General features: G+C 73.5%; 12 protein-coding genes. 7 read left to right on the top strand and 5 right to left on the bottom strand.

The features are described from left to right. Window positions 1-127: 127 nt before the first annotated feature. The 4 genes from DER29_RS15695 to rox all read left to right on the top strand — a co-directional run bounded on the left by DER29_RS15695 (window position 128) and on the right by rox (window position 6,674). Window positions 128-2,758 carry a CHAT domain-containing protein gene (locus tag DER29_RS15695; RefSeq protein WP_121398006.1) on the top strand — a complete coding sequence of 877 codons (2,631 nt, stop codon included), beginning with the start codon at window positions 128-130 and terminating at the stop codon, window positions 2,756-2,758. A gap of 239 nt (window positions 2,759-2,997) precedes the next feature. After that, complete coding sequence (locus tag DER29_RS15690; RefSeq protein WP_121398005.1) at window positions 2,998-3,570, top strand: transcriptional regulator; 573 nt, start codon at window positions 2,998-3,000, stop codon at window positions 3,568-3,570. Then, window positions 3,567-4,853, top strand: coding sequence for an MFS transporter (locus DER29_RS15685; protein WP_121398004.1), 1,287 nt, complete (start codon window positions 3,567-3,569; stop codon window positions 4,851-4,853). Before DER29_RS15690 ends, DER29_RS15685 begins: the two co-directional genes overlap by 4 nt. A gap of 336 nt (window positions 4,854-5,189) precedes the next feature. After that, window positions 5,190-6,674, top strand: coding sequence for a rifampin monooxygenase (rox, locus tag DER29_RS15680; protein WP_121398003.1), 1,485 nt, complete (start codon window positions 5,190-5,192; stop codon window positions 6,672-6,674). Window positions 6,675-6,784: 110 nt separating this feature from the next. Here rox and DER29_RS15675 read toward each other — a convergent pair whose 3' ends face one another. Together DER29_RS15675 and DER29_RS15670 are read right to left on the bottom strand one after the other, a co-directional pair. Continuing rightward, entirely contained in the window at window positions 6,785-8,182 is a 1,398-nt protein-coding gene (locus DER29_RS15675) for an endo-1,4-beta-xylanase (RefSeq protein WP_121398002.1), read from the bottom strand. 290 nt (window positions 8,183-8,472) lie between these two features. After that, a complete protein-coding gene (locus DER29_RS15670; RefSeq protein WP_199729317.1) occupies window positions 8,473-9,321 on the bottom strand; it encodes an ATP-grasp domain-containing protein in 849 nt (282 codons plus the stop codon). A 119-nt stretch (window positions 9,322-9,440) separates the two neighbouring features. On the opposite strand from DER29_RS15670, the gene DER29_RS15665 reads away from it, so the two are divergent. Further along, window positions 9,441-9,728, top strand: a complete 288-nt coding sequence (locus DER29_RS15665) for a DUF1905 domain-containing protein (protein WP_121398001.1) — start codon at window positions 9,441-9,443, stop codon at window positions 9,726-9,728. A gap of 57 nt (window positions 9,729-9,785) precedes the next feature. On the opposite strand, the gene DER29_RS15660 is transcribed toward DER29_RS15665, so the two are convergent. Together DER29_RS15660 and DER29_RS15655 are read right to left on the bottom strand one after the other, a co-directional pair. Then, a complete protein-coding gene (locus tag DER29_RS15660) occupies window positions 9,786-10,616 on the bottom strand; it encodes a hypothetical protein (RefSeq protein WP_233599826.1) in 831 nt (276 codons plus the stop codon). A gap of 353 nt (window positions 10,617-10,969) precedes the next feature. After that, on the bottom strand, window positions 10,970-12,883 hold the full coding sequence (locus DER29_RS15655) for a DUF6461 domain-containing protein (protein ID WP_199729316.1): 1,914 nt from the start codon (window positions 12,881-12,883) through the stop codon (window positions 10,970-10,972). Window positions 12,884-13,319: 436 nt separating this feature from the next. Between DER29_RS15655 and DER29_RS15650 the strand changes: the two genes are divergently transcribed. After that, the gene (locus tag DER29_RS15650) at window positions 13,320-15,188 is read left to right on the top strand and encodes an adenylyl cyclase (RefSeq protein ID WP_121397999.1); all 1,869 of its coding nucleotides are present in this window, start codon (window positions 13,320-13,322) and stop codon (window positions 15,186-15,188) included. Between the two features lie 58 nt (window positions 15,189-15,246). On the opposite strand, the gene DER29_RS15645 is transcribed toward DER29_RS15650, so the two are convergent. Beyond that, the gene (locus DER29_RS15645) at window positions 15,247-15,606 is read right to left on the bottom strand and encodes a hypothetical protein (protein WP_148710059.1); all 360 of its coding nucleotides are present in this window, start codon (window positions 15,604-15,606) and stop codon (window positions 15,247-15,249) included. Window positions 15,607-15,818: 212 nt separating this feature from the next. Here DER29_RS15645 and DER29_RS15640 point away from each other — a divergent pair, with 212 nt between their 5' ends. Then, window positions 15,819-17,159, top strand: a complete 1,341-nt coding sequence (locus tag DER29_RS15640) for a glycosyl hydrolase family 18 protein (RefSeq protein ID WP_121397997.1) — start codon at window positions 15,819-15,821, stop codon at window positions 17,157-17,159. The last annotated feature ends 13 nt before the right edge of the window (window positions 17,160-17,172 follow it).

Raw genomic sequence — 17,172 nt, 5'->3', positions numbered from 1 at the left:
TCTCCGAGGCACCGGGACGATTATTTCAAAGGATAGTCGGGTGTCAATTGATCGTCGCTCAGGCGACTGATGCCCGTACACCCGGACGCGATTGACCGGGCAGCGCGACTGCGGGATTCTTCTTGGCATGGCCGACAGCGCCGTTCCCGGTGCCGTCCCGGCCCAGGCCGCGCTCGACGCAGTCCAGCGCTACCCCCGCGAGGCGATCGCGATCGCCCGGCAGGTCCTCGCCGTCGGCCACCCCGACGCCGACGAGCGGTCCACCGCCGAACGCGCCATCGGGCTGGCCCTGCGGGAGCTCAACGACCTGCCGGGCGCCCTACGGCACCTGCGCCGGGCGGTGCGGGTCACCGACTCGCCCCGGGTGCGGGCACTGGCCCGGATGAGCCTCGGGTACGTCCTGGCCAACGCCGGACGCACCGGCGCGGCGCTACGCGCGGTGACCCTGGCCCTCCCCCGGTTGACCGGCGCCGACGCCGGCCGGGCCCGGATGCAGCGGGGCGTCGTGCTGCACTACCGGGGGCGGTTCGACGAGGCGGTCCGGGACTACGGCCTCGCGGTGGAGATCGCCCAGCGTGAGGGCGACCTGCTGCTGGAGGCGCGGGCGCGCAACAACCGTGGACTGCTCAACGCCCACCGGGGCACCAGCCGGGACGCCGACGACGACCTGTTCCGCTCCGCGGCCATCTTCAGCCGGCTCGGGCTCGACCTGGCCGCCGCCGACGCCCGCTGGAACATCGGCATCGCCGCCGGCCAGCGCGGCGACGTCGCGGGCGCCCTGCGCACCTTCGCCGCCGTCGGCGACGAGTACCGCCGGTTGTCGGTGCCCCGTCCGGCACTGCTGCTGGACCGGTTCGAACTGCTGCTCTCGGTGCCGCTGGTCGACGAGGCGGTCGAGGTCGCCGCCTCCGCCGTGACGGAGCTGCGGCGGCGGGGCATGGCCTCGGATCTCGCCGAGGCGCTGCTGGCCCGGGCCCGGGCGGCGCTGCTCGCCGGCGACCTGGACACCGCCGCGACCGCCGCCGCCTCGTCCCGGGCCCGCTTCCGTCGCCAGGGACGCCGCATCTGGGCCGCCTTCGCCCGGCACGTCGAGCTGCGCGCCGAGTTCGCAAGGGGCACCCGGTCGACGGCCCTGCTGACCGCCATGGTGCGAACCGCCGGGCAGCTCGACGCCACCGGCTGGCCCTCGCCGGCGCTGACCACCCGGATCGAGGCCGCCCGGCTGGCCGAGGCGATGGGCCGGCCCGCCCAGGCGGCCGAGCTGCTGGCGGTGGCGGCCCGCGCGCACCGCCGGGGCACCGCGCCGCACCGGGCCCAGGGCTGGTACGCGCTCGCCCTGCGTCGCCGGCTCGACGGTGACCTGCGGGGCGCGGCCCGGGCCCTGCGCCGGGGACTGGCGGTGCTCGACGGGCACCGGGCCTCCCTGGGCGCCACCGAGCTTCGCGCGCACAGCGGGGCGTACGGGCACGAACTGGCCACCGAAGGGCTGGACATCGCCGTCCGCACCGGCACGCCCGCCCAGGTGCTGGCCTGGGCGGAACGCTGGCGGGCCAACGCCCTGCGGATGCGCGCGGTGCAACCGCCGCAGGACCCCGGGCTGGCCGCCGCCCTGGCCGAGCTGCGGATGGTCAGCACCGCCCTGGAGGACGCGCTGCTCGCCGGGCATCCCGTGCACGCGCTGCGGCGCAGCCAGGGCCGACTCGAACAGCGCATCCGGGAACTGGCCCGGGGCGCGGACGGCGGGGCGCGGGAGCCGGACGGCGGCGGCCTGGTGGCACCGCCCACGGTTGGCGCCCTCGCCGCCGCGCTCGGTGACGCCGTGCTGCTGGAGCTGGTGGCGCACGGGCCACGGCTGCGGGCGGTACTCGTCCGCGACGGCCGGACCAGCTTGCACGACCTCGGCCCGCTCGACGAGGCGCTGGGCCGGGCCCGCCTGCACCGGTTCGGCCTGCGCCGGCTGGTCACCACCGGCGACTCGGCCAGCGCCCGGGCCGGGGTCGAGTTCGCCACCACCGCGCTGGACCGGCAGCTCTTCGACCCGGTACGCCGGCTGCTGGGCGACCGGCCACTGGTGATCGTCCCGATCGGCGCGCTGCACGCCGTGCCCTGGTCGGGCCTGCCGACCTGTGCCGGCCGGCCGGTGACGGTGGCGCCCTCGGCGACGGTCTGGTTGCGCGCCGTCGGGCGGATCGTCCCGGCCGGCCCGCCGGTGCTGGTGGCCGGGCCCCGGCTACCGGCCGCCGAGACCGAGGTACGCCAGCTCGGCGCGGCCCTGCCCGGCTCCCGCTCCCTCACCGGCTGCGCTGCCACCGCCGACGCGGTCACCGACGCGCTGAACGGGACCGGGCTGGCGCACGTCGCCGCGCACGGCACCTTCCGCGCCGACAACCCTCTTTTCTCCACACTGGAACTGGCCGACGGGCCGTTGACCGCGTACGAGTTGGAGCGGCTGACCCGCCCACCGGGCTGTGTGGTGCTCTCCGCCTGCGACTCCGGCCTCTCCGGCGTCCGGCCGGGCGACGAGGTGATGGGCTTCACCGCCGTGCTGCTGGCCCTCGGCACCCGCAGCCTGATCGCCACCGTGTTGCCGGTCCCGGCCGACCTGACCACCGCGCTGATGCTGGACCTGCACCGGCGAATGCGTGCCGGTGCTGCGCCGGCGGCGGCGCTCGCCGAGGCCCAGCGCGCGTTCGACACCGACGGCGGCGGTGCCGCCCATGCCACCGCCGCCGCCTTCGTCTGCTTCGGCGCCGGCTGACCGGCGGGCAAGACCGCGGCACCCGCGTCCGGCGGGCAAGACCGCGGCACCCGCGTCCGGCGGGCACGGACCTGCTCGGACCCACCGAGAACGTGCCAGAGGGCCGCGAAGCCGGTTGTCGGGCAGTGGCCGTGCACGTCGATGCCACGAGAATCGCCGTCTCGGCACCCGCCACACGCCACACGCCGCTATATACAAGAGTTCTTGTCCTTCATTCCTTGTATATCTAGTCTTGTGCGATGACGGATGGTTCCACCCTGCACCTCACCGATCCCCGCGCCATGCGGGCGCTCGCGCATCCGACGCGGCTGCGCCTGCTCGGCGAGCTGCGGGTCCGCGGCCCGCAGACGGTCGGGGCGCTGAGCGAGGTCACCGGCGAGGCGGTCGGCTCGGTCAGCTACCACCTGAGCAAGCTGGCGGAGCACGGCTTCGTCCGCGAGGTCCCCGAGCTGGCCCGCAACCGGCGCGAACGTTGGTGGCGGGCGGCGCACACCCGCACCTCGTGGGAGCCGGTCGAGGCGCTGGCCGACCCGGAACGCAAGGCCGCCTCCGATCTGCTGCGCCGCGCCATCCTCGACCGGTACGTCGACCGCATCCGGACCTATCTCGACGCTGAGGCCACCCTCGATCCGGAGTGGGTACGCGGCACCACCAGCAGTGACTCCACGCTGCACCTGACCAGCGACGAGCTGGTGGAGCTGCGCGCGGACCTGGCGGCCCTGGCCGAACGCTGGCGCGCCCGCAGCGACGCCGGCCGAGCCGACGCCCGCACGATCGCCCTCATCTACCACGCCTTCCGCGACCCGCGATGACACCGGCCACGTCACGCCGGGCCCCGCTGCTCGGGCTGCTGATCGGCCACACGGTTTCGCTGACCGGCAACATGCTGACCCTGATCGCGCTGCCGCTCCACGTGCTGGCCGAGACGGACTCCCTCGCCGCCACCGGGCTCGCCGGCGCGTTCGCCACCGCCCCGGTCGTGCTCGGTGGCGCCTTCGGCGGCGTGCTCGTCGACCGGATCGGCTACCGCCGGGCCAGCGTGCTGGCCGACCTGGTCTCCGGCGTGACGATCGCCGCCGTACCGCTGCTGCACGCCACCGTCGGGCTGCCCTTCCCGGCGCTCCTCGCCCTGGTGTTCGTCAGCGGCCTGCTCGACACCCCCGGTCAGACGGCCCGAACCGCGCTGCTGCCCGAGGCGGCGACCGCCGCCGGGGTGCCGATCGAACGGGCGATCGGCTGGTTCGAGGCCACCGAACGCGGTGCCCGCCTGCTCGGCGCGCCGCTGGCCGGCCTGCTGGTCGGCACGCTCGGCGCGTTGACCGCCCTGGCAGTGGACGCGGTCACGTTCGCCGTCTCGGCGGCAGCGGTCGCGGTGCTGGTGCCGGCGAGCCTGCGGCCGGCCGACAGCCCGACGGCAGCCTCCGGCGGCTACTGGCGGGACTTCATGGCCGGGCTGCACTTCCTGATCCGCGAACCACTGCTGCGCGCCATGGTGCTGCTGGTGCTGGTCACCAACCTCTTCGACGCCACCAAGAGCAACGTGCTGCTGCCGGTCGTCGCCGCGCGGGACCTCGGCGGGGCCACCGCGTTCGGCCTGCTGGTCGGCGCGATGGGCGGAGGCGCGCTGGTCGGCTCGCTGCTCTTCAGCGCCGTCGGGCACCGGCTGCCCCGCCGGGCCACCTTCGTCACCGCCTTCGCCGTCGCCGGCGCCCCGCCCTTCTGGGCCCTCGCCGCCGCCCCGCCGCTGCCCGTGGTGGCCGCGGTCTTCGCGGTCGCCGGCCTCGCCGCCGGCGCGATCAACCCGCTGATCGGCGCGGTGAAACTCGAACGGGTGCCCGCACACATGCGGGCGCGCGTGTACGGCGTGATCGGCGCAAGCGCCTGGGCCGCCATGCCGCTCGGCGCCCTCGGGGCCGGCCTGGCCGCCGACCGGTTCGGCACCACCGCCACCCTGCTCGCCGTCGGTACCTGCTACCTGCTGGTCGTGCTCACTCCGCTGCTCGGCGGCCCCTGGCGGACGATGCGACGACCCCCGGTACCCGAGCAGCGGCAGTCGGAGGGAACGGCCACCACCGCCGAGGCCCGGCCCCGCTGACGCCCCGGAGACGGTCCCCGATCCTGATCTGCCCGCGGTGCTGAGAGGGGCTGCACGACGGGCGTACCGGGGCGGTTCGGGCGGTGGCCATTCCGCAGGGACCTGACCGCCGACAGGGCGGTGCTGCCGGGTATCGACGCCCGCCGGCGAACTGTGGGCTCGGCTGCGCGTGCTGGCCTGAGCACACGTGTGCTGGCCTGAGAACAACAAAGGCAAGGAGGAGAACTCCTTGCCACCATTAACGTATACCGCACCCCGGGGCTTGCGGCAAGACCCCGGTCGTGGCGCACAATCGTCGGCCGAGCGCAGGAATCGGCACACACCATGGGGGAATCCTTGTTCGACGTGATCATTGCCGGCGGCGGGCCGACCGGCATGATGCTGGCAATCGAATTGCGGCTGCGGGGCGTCGACGTGCTCGTACTGGAGAAGGAGGCCGAGCCTCCGCCGTTCGTGCGGTCGCTCGGGCTGCACGTACGCAGTATCGAGGTGATGGATCAGCGGGGGCTGTTGGAGCGGTTCCTCGAGAACGGCACGCAGTACCCGATCCGGGGATTCTTCGCGGGTATCGAAAAGCCCGCTCCCGCCGGGCTCGACACCGCCCACGGATACGTGCTCGGCATTCCGCAGACGCTCACCGACCGGCTGCTCGCCGAGCACGCGGCCGGCGTCGGAGCCGAAATCCGGCGCGGCTGTGCGGTGGCCGGGCTGGAGCAGGACAACGACGGCGTGACCGTCCACGTCGAAGATGGAACTGCCACGCCGCTGCGGGCGCGGTTCGTCGTCGGCTGCGACGGTGGGCGCAGCACGGTCCGGAAACTGCTCGGGGTCGGATTCCCCGGCGAGCCGTCGACAACCGACACGCTGCTGGGCGAGATGGAGGTGACGGCGTCCCCGGACGACATCACCGCAGTGATGACCGAGGTGCGCAAGACCGAGAAACGCTTCGGGATCGGGCCGTCGGGCAAGCCGGGGGTGTTCCGGGCGGTCGTGCCGGCCGAGGGCGTGGCCGAGGACCGTTCGGTGCCGCCGACGCTCGAGGAGTTCACGCGACAGCTGCGCAGGTACGCCGGCACCGACTTCGGCGCTCACTCGCCCCGCTGGCTGTCGCGCTTCGGCGACGCGACCCGCCAGGCCGAGCGCTACCGCGTCGGACGGGTGTTTCTGGCCGGGGACGCCGCGCACGTCCACCCGCCCATGGGTGGGCAGGGGCTCAACCTCGGGATACAGGACTCGTTCAACCTGGGTTGGAAGCTGGCGGCGGCCGTCAAGGGCTGGGCGCCGGACGACCTGCTGGACAGCTACGAGTCCGAGCGGCACCCGGTGGCCGCCGACGTGCTGACCAACACCCGTGCACAGATGCAGCTGACGACCAACGAGCCCGGGCCGCAGGCCGTCCGGCGGTTGTTGGCGCAACTGATGGACCTCGACGACGTCAACCGGTTCCTGATCGAGAAGATCACGGCGATCAGCATCCGGTACGACTTCGGTGCGGGCCATGCCCTGCTCGGGCGACGGCTGCGCGACGTCCAGCTGACGCACGGGCGCCTGTTCGAGCTGATGCGCGCCGGCGGCGGGCTGCTGCTCGACCAGACGGGGCGGCTCTCGGTGGACGGCTGGGCCGACCGGGTCGACCGCGTCGCCGACAGCAGCGAGGAGTTGGACGTGCCGGCGGTACTGCTCCGGCCGGACGGGCACGTCGCGTGGGTCGGTGAGGACCAGCAGACGCTCGAGGTCGCGCTGGCCAGGTGGTTCGGCGCGCCCGACCGCGCCGGCCGGATCAGCCGAGCCGCGGCCGCAGGAGCTCCTACGGCCGGGTGAGGGACGCGTCGGGGACCGCGGACGCCGCGGGTGCCGGTGCGCACGGTGTGAGGCGTGTGCGGCGCCGACGGCCCGGCGCGGGAGAGCGTCCGCGCCGGGCCGTCGACGGGTCAGCTCGCGGTGCAGGTGGGCGTGCCGGTGGGGCCCGTTCCGGTGCCCTGGAAGCCGAACTCGGTGACGGCTCCGGCGGCGAGCCGGCCGTTGTAGTCCACGTTGTGGAACGTCACGGCGCCGCTGGCCCCGGTGGCGCGCGCACTCCACGTGTTGGTGACCGTCGCGCCGCCCGGCAGGGTGAGCGCGACCGCCCAGCCGTTGATCGCCGCGGCGCCCGCGGTGACGCGCACCGTGGCGACAAAGCCGCCGTTCCACGAGTTCAGTGACACCGTCGCGGCGCAGTCGCCGGAGGGCGGCGGGGTGGTGGGCGGCGGGGTCGTCGGGGGTGCGGTGGTGGGCGGCGGGGTGGTGCCGCCGTTGAGGGCGTCGAGGGTGGCGGTGTACGCCGGCTTCTTGTTGCCGTTGCCGTCGAAGAGCAGCGGGGTGCCGCTGGCTCGCCAGGAGTCCGTGTCCCGGATGCCCCACACGGTGATGCCGGTGCAGCGGGTCACGGCGAGGCAGGCGCGCACCACCCGGCCGTAGTTGTCGGCCTGCGTCTGGCCCGAGCCCTCGATGTCCAGCTCGGTGATCTGCACGTCCACGCCGAGGTTGGCGAAGCGTTGCAGGTTGGCCTGGTAGTCGGCGGGCACCGGGGAGGCGCTGTTGAAGTGCGACTGGAAGCCGACGCAGTCGATCGGCACGCCCCGGGCCTTGAAGTCCTGCACCATGGCGTACACCGCGTTGCTCTTGGCGTTCTGCCCGTCGGTGTTGTAGTCGTTGTAGCACAGCTTCGCGTTCGGGTCGGCGGCGCGCGCGGCGCGGAACGCCACCTCGATCCAGTCGTTGCCGGTGCGTTGCAGGTTCGAGTCGCGGCGGGCCCCGCTGCCGCCGTCGGCGAACGCCTCGTTCACCACGTCCCAGGAGTGGATCTTGCCACGGTAGTAGGTCGCCACCTGGGTGACGTGGTTGACCATCGCCTGGCGCAGCGCGCTGCCGTTGAGGTTCTGCGCCCACCCCGGCTGCTGGGAGTGCCAGGCCAGGGCGTGGCCGCGCACCTGCATCCCATTGGCGCGGGCGTGGTTGACGATCCGGTCGGCGTTGGCGAACGTGAACTGGCCCTGGGACGGCTCGGTCGCGTCCCACTTCATCTCGTTCTCCGGGGTGACCGAGGTGAACTCCCGGTTGAGGATCCCAACGTACGTGGCGTCGGAGAGCTTGTTGGCCGCCACCGCGGCGCCGAAGTAGCGCCCCTTCTCGGCGGCGGACGCCCCCAGGGTCGTCCCGGCGCTGGCGCCGGACGCCACCGCCACCGTCGTTGCGACGACGGAGAGACCGACCACGACCGACGCCAGCGCGACGCGGGGCCGCCGGCGGGTCACCGGGCGCCCGCTGGCACGGGCGAGCGAGTTGTCCATGGCAGAGCCTTTCGATGAGCCGAATGGGTGAGGAAGGCCGCCTCGGCAACCGCCCGCCACGGCGTGGGGTCGGTGGAGTGGTCGCCCGGAGACCACACCGCCGTCAGCATCCTCGACGCCGTGAGTTGATCGAAGCCCTTCCATCGGACCGTATCGGAACATGTCCGGAACCTCAACGCCCGATTATCGGATTCTTTCGATGGGTGTGTTCGACGCCGTCACCTCAGTCGGGCTCCCACCCTGCCTGCCAGCCGGCCCGGCACCGACCGAGGGACCGGAAGTTTCGGAGGTCAGGCCCCACGACGCAGGACACCGACCAGGACGGCCGGGTCGATGGTGGACGGTCGGTCGCTGACCTGCCCGTCACCGAGTTCGACGATGCGCCAGACGCCGTCGGCGCGCCGCGCCAGGTCCACGGTCACGAACGGCAGCCCCAGCGCCGCCACCGGCCCGCTCACCGGACCCGCGTCGAACGCCTCCGGCGGCATGTCGTGCGGACTGTCGGGATGGGCGCCGACCAGGACACAGCCGCCGTCGACCCACCACGTGCGGACCTCGGCGGTGGTGAACCGCTCGAACCGCCGCAGGACCAGACCCCCGACGAGGTCGTCGCCGCGCAGGTCGACGAAGCGGCTCGCGACCCGCCACGCGGCATCGCCGTCGTCGAGATCCGGAACGAACGCCGCCTCGTGCCAGTGGTGCTTCAACGACTTGGTGAAGTCGCGCAGCACCGCCGCCCCGCCGCCGAGCGCGCGCCTCGCCCGGTCGAAGTCGGCGCGCTCCGTGCCGACCGTCCACGCCGAGGCTGGCGTCAGCTCGACCAGGTCCGGGTACCAGCCCGGCAGCTCGTGGGCGCGCCGGTACTGCTCGCCGCTCGTACGCAGGCTGACGCCCCGGCGGGCCAACGCGTCCGCGAAGGCGGCGTACCGCTCGCTGCGCAGCATCCAGCCGCGGTAGACCGCGACGCCCTCGACAGTCACCCGCGACACCGCCCGCGACACGTCGTCGCCACGGGCCAACGCGTCGTGGTCGACGACGGCGACCTCGACGCCGGCCTCCTGGGCGGCGCGTGCCTCAGGAGCGAAGTGGGCGTCCGGGTGGCGCGGTCGCAGCGGGTCCGAGGGAACGATCAGGAGCACGGGGGAATGCTGCCCCATCAGCGCCGGCGACGCGAGTGCCGCCGGCCGGCGCACCGCTTACCCGGGCCGGCGGCACCCGCCCGTCCGAAGAAGTCGGTCCCCGCTCCTATGCTGATCGGATGGACCTGGAGTTCAGTGGTGAGCTGTGGTTCTGGAGGGGCCCCGCGCCGTGGCACTTCGTCACCGTCCCCGAGGACGGGTGCCAGGAGCTGGCCGCGCGGTCCGCGGGGGTGAGCTACGGCTGGGGCATGATCCCGGTCGCGGCCCGGATCGGGAAGACCGGCTGGAGCACGTCGCTCTTCCCCAAGGACGGGCGCTACCTCGTGCCGGTGAAGGCAGCCGTGCGTCGGGCCGAGGGGCTGGCGGTGGGAGACACGGTCACGGTCCGCCTGGCCGTCGACGGGTGACCGGGCGGCTCCGCTCCCCCGGTGCCCGCTACGGCGTGGCCGACGCGAGGAGCGTGTTCAGGACCTTCCTGCCGGTACGGCTCGTACCGCTCGGGGAGATCCGGTCAGGCCCGCAACGAGCACCAGGAGCGCGACCAGCTCCACCGCTGCCGTGAGCGCTGCGACGGGTTGCGGCATCGACAGCGTGGGCGTGATGACGTGCCAGGTGAACAGGGCCGTTCGGTCACCTGCGGAGAGCGGCAGCGACAGCGCGCCGATGCTGGCGTCCAGATGCGGCAGCGCCACCACGGCCAGCAGCGCCGCGCCGATCGCGGCGAGCCGCCGCCCGTGACCGGCCAGCACCGCGGCGAGCGCCAGCGCGGTCAGCGCGAGCGCCAGCGGCGGCAGCACGGACAGGGTCACCCCCGTCGACACGTCGCCGACGTCGCTCACGTACCACCAGCGTTCCGAGCGTACGGCGAGCCAGATGTCGACGACCCGGACCACCGCATATCCCACGACCAGCGCAGCGGCCGCCGATGCGGCGGCCACCGGGCGCCGCCGCCAGCCGCCGGCTCGCCACACCACGAGCAGCAGCGCGGCCGCGGCCGACGACGCCCATGACACGGACACACCAAACTCGAAGCCGGACGGTACGTCGATGCCGCTGCCCGGCCGCAGCACCTTCCACTCGTGGCCTTCGCCGTCGGGCTCGGCCGGCATCGTCCGGACCGCGTCCACGAGCAGCACCGCTAGCGCCGCCGGCACCGCCCAGCGTGGGACAGGTCGTCCGCTGCGCACGGCGTGGACAAGCAGCAGACCGATACTCAGCACCTCGGCGTAGCGCCACACCGGGCGAGCCACCAGGACGCCGGCGGCGTGCACTGCGGCGCATGCCGCCGCGGTCATGAGAAGCGGAGCAAAAGGCACGGGCCGCATCCTGTCACGGGCCACCGCCGAACGCTGTCCCCCCGAAAGCGGAACCGTAGGCGCTCCGGGGATGGGCGTGTCGGTCGCGAGCAGGGTGGCCGTGACCGAGGCTGCCGGGTCCCCGTGGGGCGCCCGGTGCAGGGCGGGCCAGACCCAGCGGTGTTCGCCGTCGTCGAGCTGGGACCGGCGGGCACGCAGGTGCGCGTCCGGGGTCAGGGCGCGAGCGGCGACGCTGGCGACGACGTCCGGGTCGTCGCCGAGCCCCGCGCCGCGGGCCGCCTCCGCGGCGATCCAGCAGGCCAGGTCCCTCAGTTCCGGTTCGGACGGCCCGGTCAGCGCGTCGGGGGCGGGCCGAGCGGGCCGCCGGGTTGCGGCGGGAGCGGAACCGGCGTGGGCAGGGCCCGGCCGAGCGCGCCGTCGGGCTGCGGCCGGCGCGGGTACAGGGTGGGTAGGTCCGGCAGGATCCGGAAACCGACGTCGGCGGCCTCGATCCGGGCCAGGTCCTCGCCGGTGACGCCGTGGCCGGTGAACCGCTGCACCGCGACCAGGCCCATCAGCGGTTTGCCCCGGTGGTGATCGGCGAAGTCGAGGCCCGCGAGGGTCGCGGCGACCGGTGGTGGCGCGTCGAGGTCGCCGAACGGCTCCACCGACAGCAGCACTTCGCCGTGCTCGGCGAACGACAGCCGGGTGACCGCGTTGACGTTCCAGTACATGCTGGCGGCCCGGCCGTGGGCGGACGCGCGCGTCAGCACGGGCGCGGTCGAGCCCTGCCAGCCGCTGTACTCGACGGCGAGCACGGCGCCACCGATGTCCGCCACCGCCACCCACGAGTCGATCGACCGCCGCCGCATCAGTTCCTCGCCGATGGCCCGCATCGACTCCCGTCGGGCCGGGTCCGCCCCGAAGGCGCGCAGCACGTCCGCCACGCCTGCCCCGGTCACCACCGTGACCGTCGCGGCCTGGCCCAGGCTGCTCTGACGCACCCATCGGTAGGCGGCTTCGGGCCGTTCGGGCCGCGCCGGCTCCGGCTCGCCGCGCAGCCGGTGGCCGAGCCGGTCCGTACGGGCATGCACGACCTCGGGTGCGGCGGGTGCCTGCCACACCACCAGCTCGTAGTGTTCGGCGTCGCGTTCGTCGGTCTCGTCCCGCCCCCGGGCGTGCACCCGCAGCCGGTAGTCGCCCGGCCAGGGCGGGGTGGCCTGACTCAGGCGTGACTCACCGGCGCGGGGCACGAGCACCGAGGCGCCGCCGACGGCCGCCTGCCAGCTGACCTCGACGATCTCCTCCCATCCGGTCGCGACCTCCGGTGGCGGCCCGTCCAGGACGCTCAACATGGTCCGCACGTGTCCGCTCTCGACACCGGTGCGGATCACCACGCCGCCCGGGACGACCGCGACCAGTCCGTTGCCGCCGAAGTCGACGTCCGGGACGCCAGTGCCCTCCAGCAGCGCGAACCGGTGCCCCGACACCATCGCCGACCCGCTGCAGTGGCGGGGCAGCAGGTACTCCGCCCGGGCCCGGGCGAGCAACGCCGCGGCGTAGCCGGTGGGCATCGGGGCCCGGCGGAGCAGCAGGACGGCGGTGCCGATCGCCACGCCGAGCACGGCCGGTGGTTCGGTGGCCCTGGGGTGGATGCCGACCCGGTGCAGGACGGCGGTGGCGGTGGCCACGGCCAGCGCGAGCTGGTTCGCACCATGCGCCGCGGCGATGTCCTGCTCGGCGGTGATGCCGGGTCCAACCGTCAGGAGAGCGGCCGTCTGCGGGTGGCTGGCCAGCCGGCGGGCCAGCGCGGCGACCAGCGCCGACACGCCGGGCCGGACCTGTTCCAGCACGGCTGCGCCGGTGATCGCCTCGCTCTGCCCGCTGAGGATCGCGATGCCGAACGTGCCGGTGAACGGTGCGCCCAGGAGGCCGGTCAGGTCCGGGGTGGTGCCCGCCAGGTCCAGCTCCGCCACGGTCAGTTCCAGCGCGCCGAGCAGGCGTTCGGTGAGCAACGGTGGCAGCGAGCCGAGAGCGTCCCGCACCGGCGAGTCGTCCGGCCCGGTCCCGGAGCCGGAGCGGAACCCCGCTACCGCCCGGTGTCCGAGGGTCGATTCGCGGGTCGGCCAGGTGTCGCCCTCGGCGACCGCCCGCAGCCGACCGAGCTCGGCCGCCGGTGCCGTCGGAACACGGGCGGCGATGAGCGGCAACGCGGCGGCCACGCGCCCCGCCAACTCCGCCACCACCGCGTCAGGAATCTCCGACATCGCACCCCCGCTGACCACCCGCACCGGACGCACATTCCTACCATCGACGGCCCTCACGACCTCGGTCGAGCCCCAGAGGTCGTGGAGCGGCACCGTGCCCACGCCGTCACGCAGGGACACCGGCCGCGCACGTGCGGTGGCCCGGCGGGAACAGGCCCCACGGGAACCTGCCCTGATCGCGGCGGCGCAGCGGTAGCGCCGGACGGATCGACAGGGTAGAAACATGCCAACCCTTCTTTCACGGCGTGATAGAAGTCGCGGCGGCGAGAGAGCGCTCTCACGAGTGCGCTGTCCCCGCCGCCGCCCCACGAGGCAGGTCGACGACGACCGCGAGCCGGCCATCGGCGCGCCCACCCGCGCCCGCGCCGGAACACCTCCCCACCACGTCGCCGAGCCCGGCACCCGTCCCGGCCGGCGGAGAGGACGAACGATGAGGATGCAGTCCCCCGACGCGCGACGGCGGCTCCGCCGGACGCTCGCCCTCGGCCTGGTGCTGACGGCGGTCGCCGGCACCACGGGCACGGCCGCCACCGCCGGACCGGCCCGCCACGGCGCCCCGGACTTCGGGCCCAACGTGACGATCTTCGACCCCGACACACCGGTCGCCGAGATCCAGGCGACCCTCGACGCGGCGCACGCCCGGCAGGTCGACGCCGAGATGGGCACCGCGCGGCACGCGTACCTCTTCAGGCCCGGCAGCTACGGCACCGCCGCGCAGCCCCTCCACGTGAAGGTCGGCTACTACACCGAGGTCTCCGGCCTGGGCGCCTCCCCCACCGACGTCACCGTCAACGGCAAGATCGAGACCTACAACCGCTGCCTCGAAGGCGGCGGGACCGGCAACTGCATCGCCCTGGTCAACTTCTGGCGCACCCTGTCCAACCTGTCGCTGTCCATCAACGCCTCCGGCCAGGACGGCTGCCGTTTCTCGGCGAACTTCTGGGCGGTGTCCCAGGCGGTGTCCATGCGCCGCCTCGACATCAGCGGCGGCGGCCTGTCGCTGATGGACTACTGCACCGCCGGCCCGCAGTTCGCCAGCGGCGGCTTCATCGCCGACTCCCGGCTGCCCGCCACCACCAACGGCTCCCAGCAGCAGTGGCTCACCCGCAACAGCGAGGTCGAGAGCTGGTCGAACGCGGTGTGGAACCAGGTCTTCGCGGGCACCGTGGGCGCCCCCGACGACGCCGACTTCCCCGACCCGCCGTACACCACGCTGGACACCACGCCGGTGAGCAGGGAGAAGCCGTACCTGTTCGTCGACGACCGGGGCCGGTACCAGGTCCGCGTCCCCGCCGTCCGGCGCGACAGTCGGGGCATCTCCTGGGGCGACGGCGTGACGCCGGGCCGCACCATCGGCATCCGGGACTTCTTCATCGCCAAGCCGTCCGATCCGGTGCACGTGATCAACAGTCAGCTCGCCCGCGGCAAGCACCTGCTGCTCACCCCCGGCGTGTACGACATCGCCCGCAGCATCGAGATCAAGCGGCCCGACACCGTGGTCCTCGGCATCGGCCACGCCACGCTGACCGCCGTCGACGGCGCCGTTCCGCTCGACGTCGCCGGCGTGCCCGGCGTGGTCGTCGCCGGGGTCACCGTCGACGCCGGCCTCACCGAGTCGCCGGTGCTGCTGCGCGTGGGGCGCATGCACGGCCGCAACGCCAGCACCCCGCGCAACCCCATCACGCTGTCCGACGTGTACTTCCGCGTCGGCGGGCCGCACATCGGCAGGACGCACACCGCGCTGGAGGTCAACGCCGACCACGTCCTGATCGACCACACCTGGGTGTGGCGCGGGGACCACGGGGTCGAGGGCTTCACCGAGGGCGTCAACGGCGACACCGACCGCTGGCGTACCAACACCGGCCGCTACGGCGCCGTCATCAACGGCGACCACGTGACGGCCACCGGCCTGTTCGTCGAGCACTTCCAGCGGTACAACACGGTCTGGAACGGCGAGCACGGCACGACGGTCCTCTACCAGAACGAGCTGCCGTACGACCCGCCGACGCAGGCCGACTGGATGAACGGCGCCGTCGAGGGCTGGGCCGGGTACAAGGTCGGCGACCGGGTGCGGCACCACACGCTGCACGGCGGCGGGGTGTACGTGTTCAACCAGAACAACCCGTCGATCCACACGGAGAACGGCTTCGAGGTCCCCGTCGCCCCGGGCGTCAGGCTGCACCACGTCATGACCGTGAACCTGAGCGCCGGCACGATCGACCACGTGGTCAACGGCGTGGGCGCGGCGGCCGACATGACGCGGGTCGGCGAACCCGTCTACGTCACGCGGTACCCCGCTCCGTAGCCGTTGCGGGAGACCGGGTCGGACGGGGCGCGCACCCCCGCCCCGTCCGACCCGGTCTTCAGCCGGCGCAGTTGTTGTTGCGCGCGGGCTGGGTCAGCTTCTCCTGGGTACCGAACTTCGCGTAGACCCGCAGGTAACACGGCAGCTCGACGTCGCCGTAGTAACTCTGCACCTCGTTGGCGTAGTGCGTGGTGCCGCTCTGCACGACCTGCCAGCCGCCGGCGTCGCCCGACTGGATCTCCCAGTAGACGTCGCCGGAGCAGCCCTGCAGGCCCTGCGACCAGGCGATGATGTTGGCCCCGTTGTAGATCTCGGACTGCACGAGCGTGCAGCTCGCCGCCTGCGCCGGGCCGGCGCCGGCGAGCAGCCCCACGGTCAGCATCGCTCCGGCTCCGATCGCCGACATCAACCTGCGCATGCTCGATCTCCTCCACGATGGACGTCGGGTGGTCCCCAGGAGGGTATCCCGTTGCGGAGATTAGCTCCACGGCCATTATCGATGTCGGCGAAAAGTTTTACCGAATTCCCTCCGGCCGCCCGCGACGGCTCGCCCCACGCCCCGCCTTCGGCTCACCGTTTCATTTAATAAAGTTAACTGATAGCCTCCCGCCATCGACGAGGAGGAATGCCATGCGACTTCGACGTACGATGCCCGCGCTGCTGGCCGGCGCGGCGCTCACCGCCGCCCTGGCGGCCGTGCCCGCCGTGGACGGTCGCGCCGCCGCGAGGACCGCCCCCGACGTCGCCCTCGCGGCCTGCGCCGCGCCGGCCTGGGCCGAGGGCACCACGTACGCCGCCGGCAGCCGGGTCAGCTACGCGGGACGCTCCTACCAGGCGCTGGTGACGCACACGCCCCCGCCGGGCGCCGGCTGGAACCCCGCCGCGACGCCCTCCCTCTGGAGAGACCTCGGCGCCTGCGACGGCGGCGGCACGCCGTCACCCACCCCGACCGCCACGTCGGGGCCCTCCCCCACCCCGACGCCGACACCCACCGCGACGCCCACGCCCGGCCCGGACACCTGCGCCGGCAAGCCGAAGCCGACCGGCAAGGTGCTCCAGGGCTACTGGGAGAACTGGGACGGCGCGGCGAACGGCGTCCACCCGCCGCTGGGATGGATCCCGATCACCGACCCCCGGATCCCCGCGCACGGGTACAACGTGATCAATGCGGCGTTCCCCGTCATCCGCGCCGACGGCACCGTGCTCTGGGAGGACGGCATGGACGCCACCGTCAGGGTGCCCACCCCCGCCGAGATGTGCCGCGCCAAGGCGGCCGGCCTGACCATCCTCCTGTCGATCGGGGGCGCGACCGCCGGGATCGACCTCAGCTCGGCCGCCGTCGCCGACCGGTTCGTCGCGACCGTGGTGCCGATCCTCCAGCGGTACAACTTCGACGGCATCGACATCGACATCGAGACCGGGCTCACCGGCAGCGGGAACATCTCCCAGCTCTCCCCGTCGCAGGCGAACCTCATCCGCATCATCGACGGGGTGCTCGCGCGGATGCCGGCGGGCTTCGGCCTCACCATGGCACCGGAGACCGCGTACGTCACCGGCGGCAGCGTCACCTACGGCTCCATCTGGGGCGCGTACCTGCCGATCATCAAGCGGTACGCCGACAACGGCCGGCTCTGGTGGCTGAACATGCAGTACTACAACGGCAGCATGTACGGCTGCTCCGGCGACTCCTACCCGGCCGGTACCGTGCAGGGCTTCACCGCCCAGACCGACTGCCTCAACGCCGGGCTGGTCGTCCAGGGCACCACCATCCGGGTCCCGTACGACAAGCAGGTCCCCGGACTGCCGGCGCAGCCCGGCGCCGGGGGCGGCCACATGGCCCCGGCGACGGTCGCCCAGGCGTGGAACACCTACCGCGGCGGCCTGAAGGGCCTGATGACCTGGTCGTTGAACTGGGACGGGTCGAAGGGCTGGACCTTCGGCGACAACGTCAGGGCTCTCCAGGGCCGCTGAGCCGCCGGACACC

The organism is Micromonospora sp. M71_S20 (assembly GCF_003664255.1).
In the GTDB taxonomy this organism is placed as follows: Bacteria; Actinomycetota; Actinomycetes; order Mycobacteriales; family Micromonosporaceae; genus Micromonospora.
Note: the sequence above shows the minus strand (reverse complement) of the source record. Positions and strands in the feature narration are given on the sequence as shown.

Excerpts from the sequence above, each read along its gene's own strand:
- DER29_RS15695 (WP_121398006.1), top strand. The coding sequence starts at position 128 with ATGGCCGACAGCGCCGTTCCCGGTGCCGTCCCGGCCCAGGCCGCGCTC.
- DER29_RS15690 (WP_121398005.1), top strand. The coding sequence starts at position 2,998 with ATGACGGATGGTTCCACCCTGCACCTCACCGATCCCCGCGCCATGCGG.
- DER29_RS15685 (WP_121398004.1), top strand. The coding sequence starts at position 3,567 with ATGACACCGGCCACGTCACGCCGGGCCCCGCTGCTCGGGCTGCTGATC.
- DER29_RS15675 (WP_121398002.1), bottom strand. The coding sequence starts at position 8,182 with ATGGACAACTCGCTCGCCCGTGCCAGCGGGCGCCCGGTGACCCGCCGG.
- DER29_RS15665 (WP_121398001.1), top strand. The coding sequence starts at position 9,441 with ATGGACCTGGAGTTCAGTGGTGAGCTGTGGTTCTGGAGGGGCCCCGCG.
- DER29_RS15660 (WP_233599826.1), bottom strand. The coding sequence starts at position 10,616 with ATGACCGCGGCGGCATGCGCCGCAGTGCACGCCGCCGGCGTCCTGGTG.
- DER29_RS15655 (WP_199729316.1), bottom strand. The coding sequence starts at position 12,883 with ATGTCGGAGATTCCTGACGCGGTGGTGGCGGAGTTGGCGGGGCGCGTG.
- DER29_RS15650 (WP_121397999.1), top strand. The coding sequence starts at position 13,320 with ATGCAGTCCCCCGACGCGCGACGGCGGCTCCGCCGGACGCTCGCCCTC.
- DER29_RS15645 (WP_148710059.1), bottom strand. The coding sequence starts at position 15,606 with ATGCGCAGGTTGATGTCGGCGATCGGAGCCGGAGCGATGCTGACCGTG.
- DER29_RS15640 (WP_121397997.1), top strand. The coding sequence starts at position 15,819 with ATGCGACTTCGACGTACGATGCCCGCGCTGCTGGCCGGCGCGGCGCTC.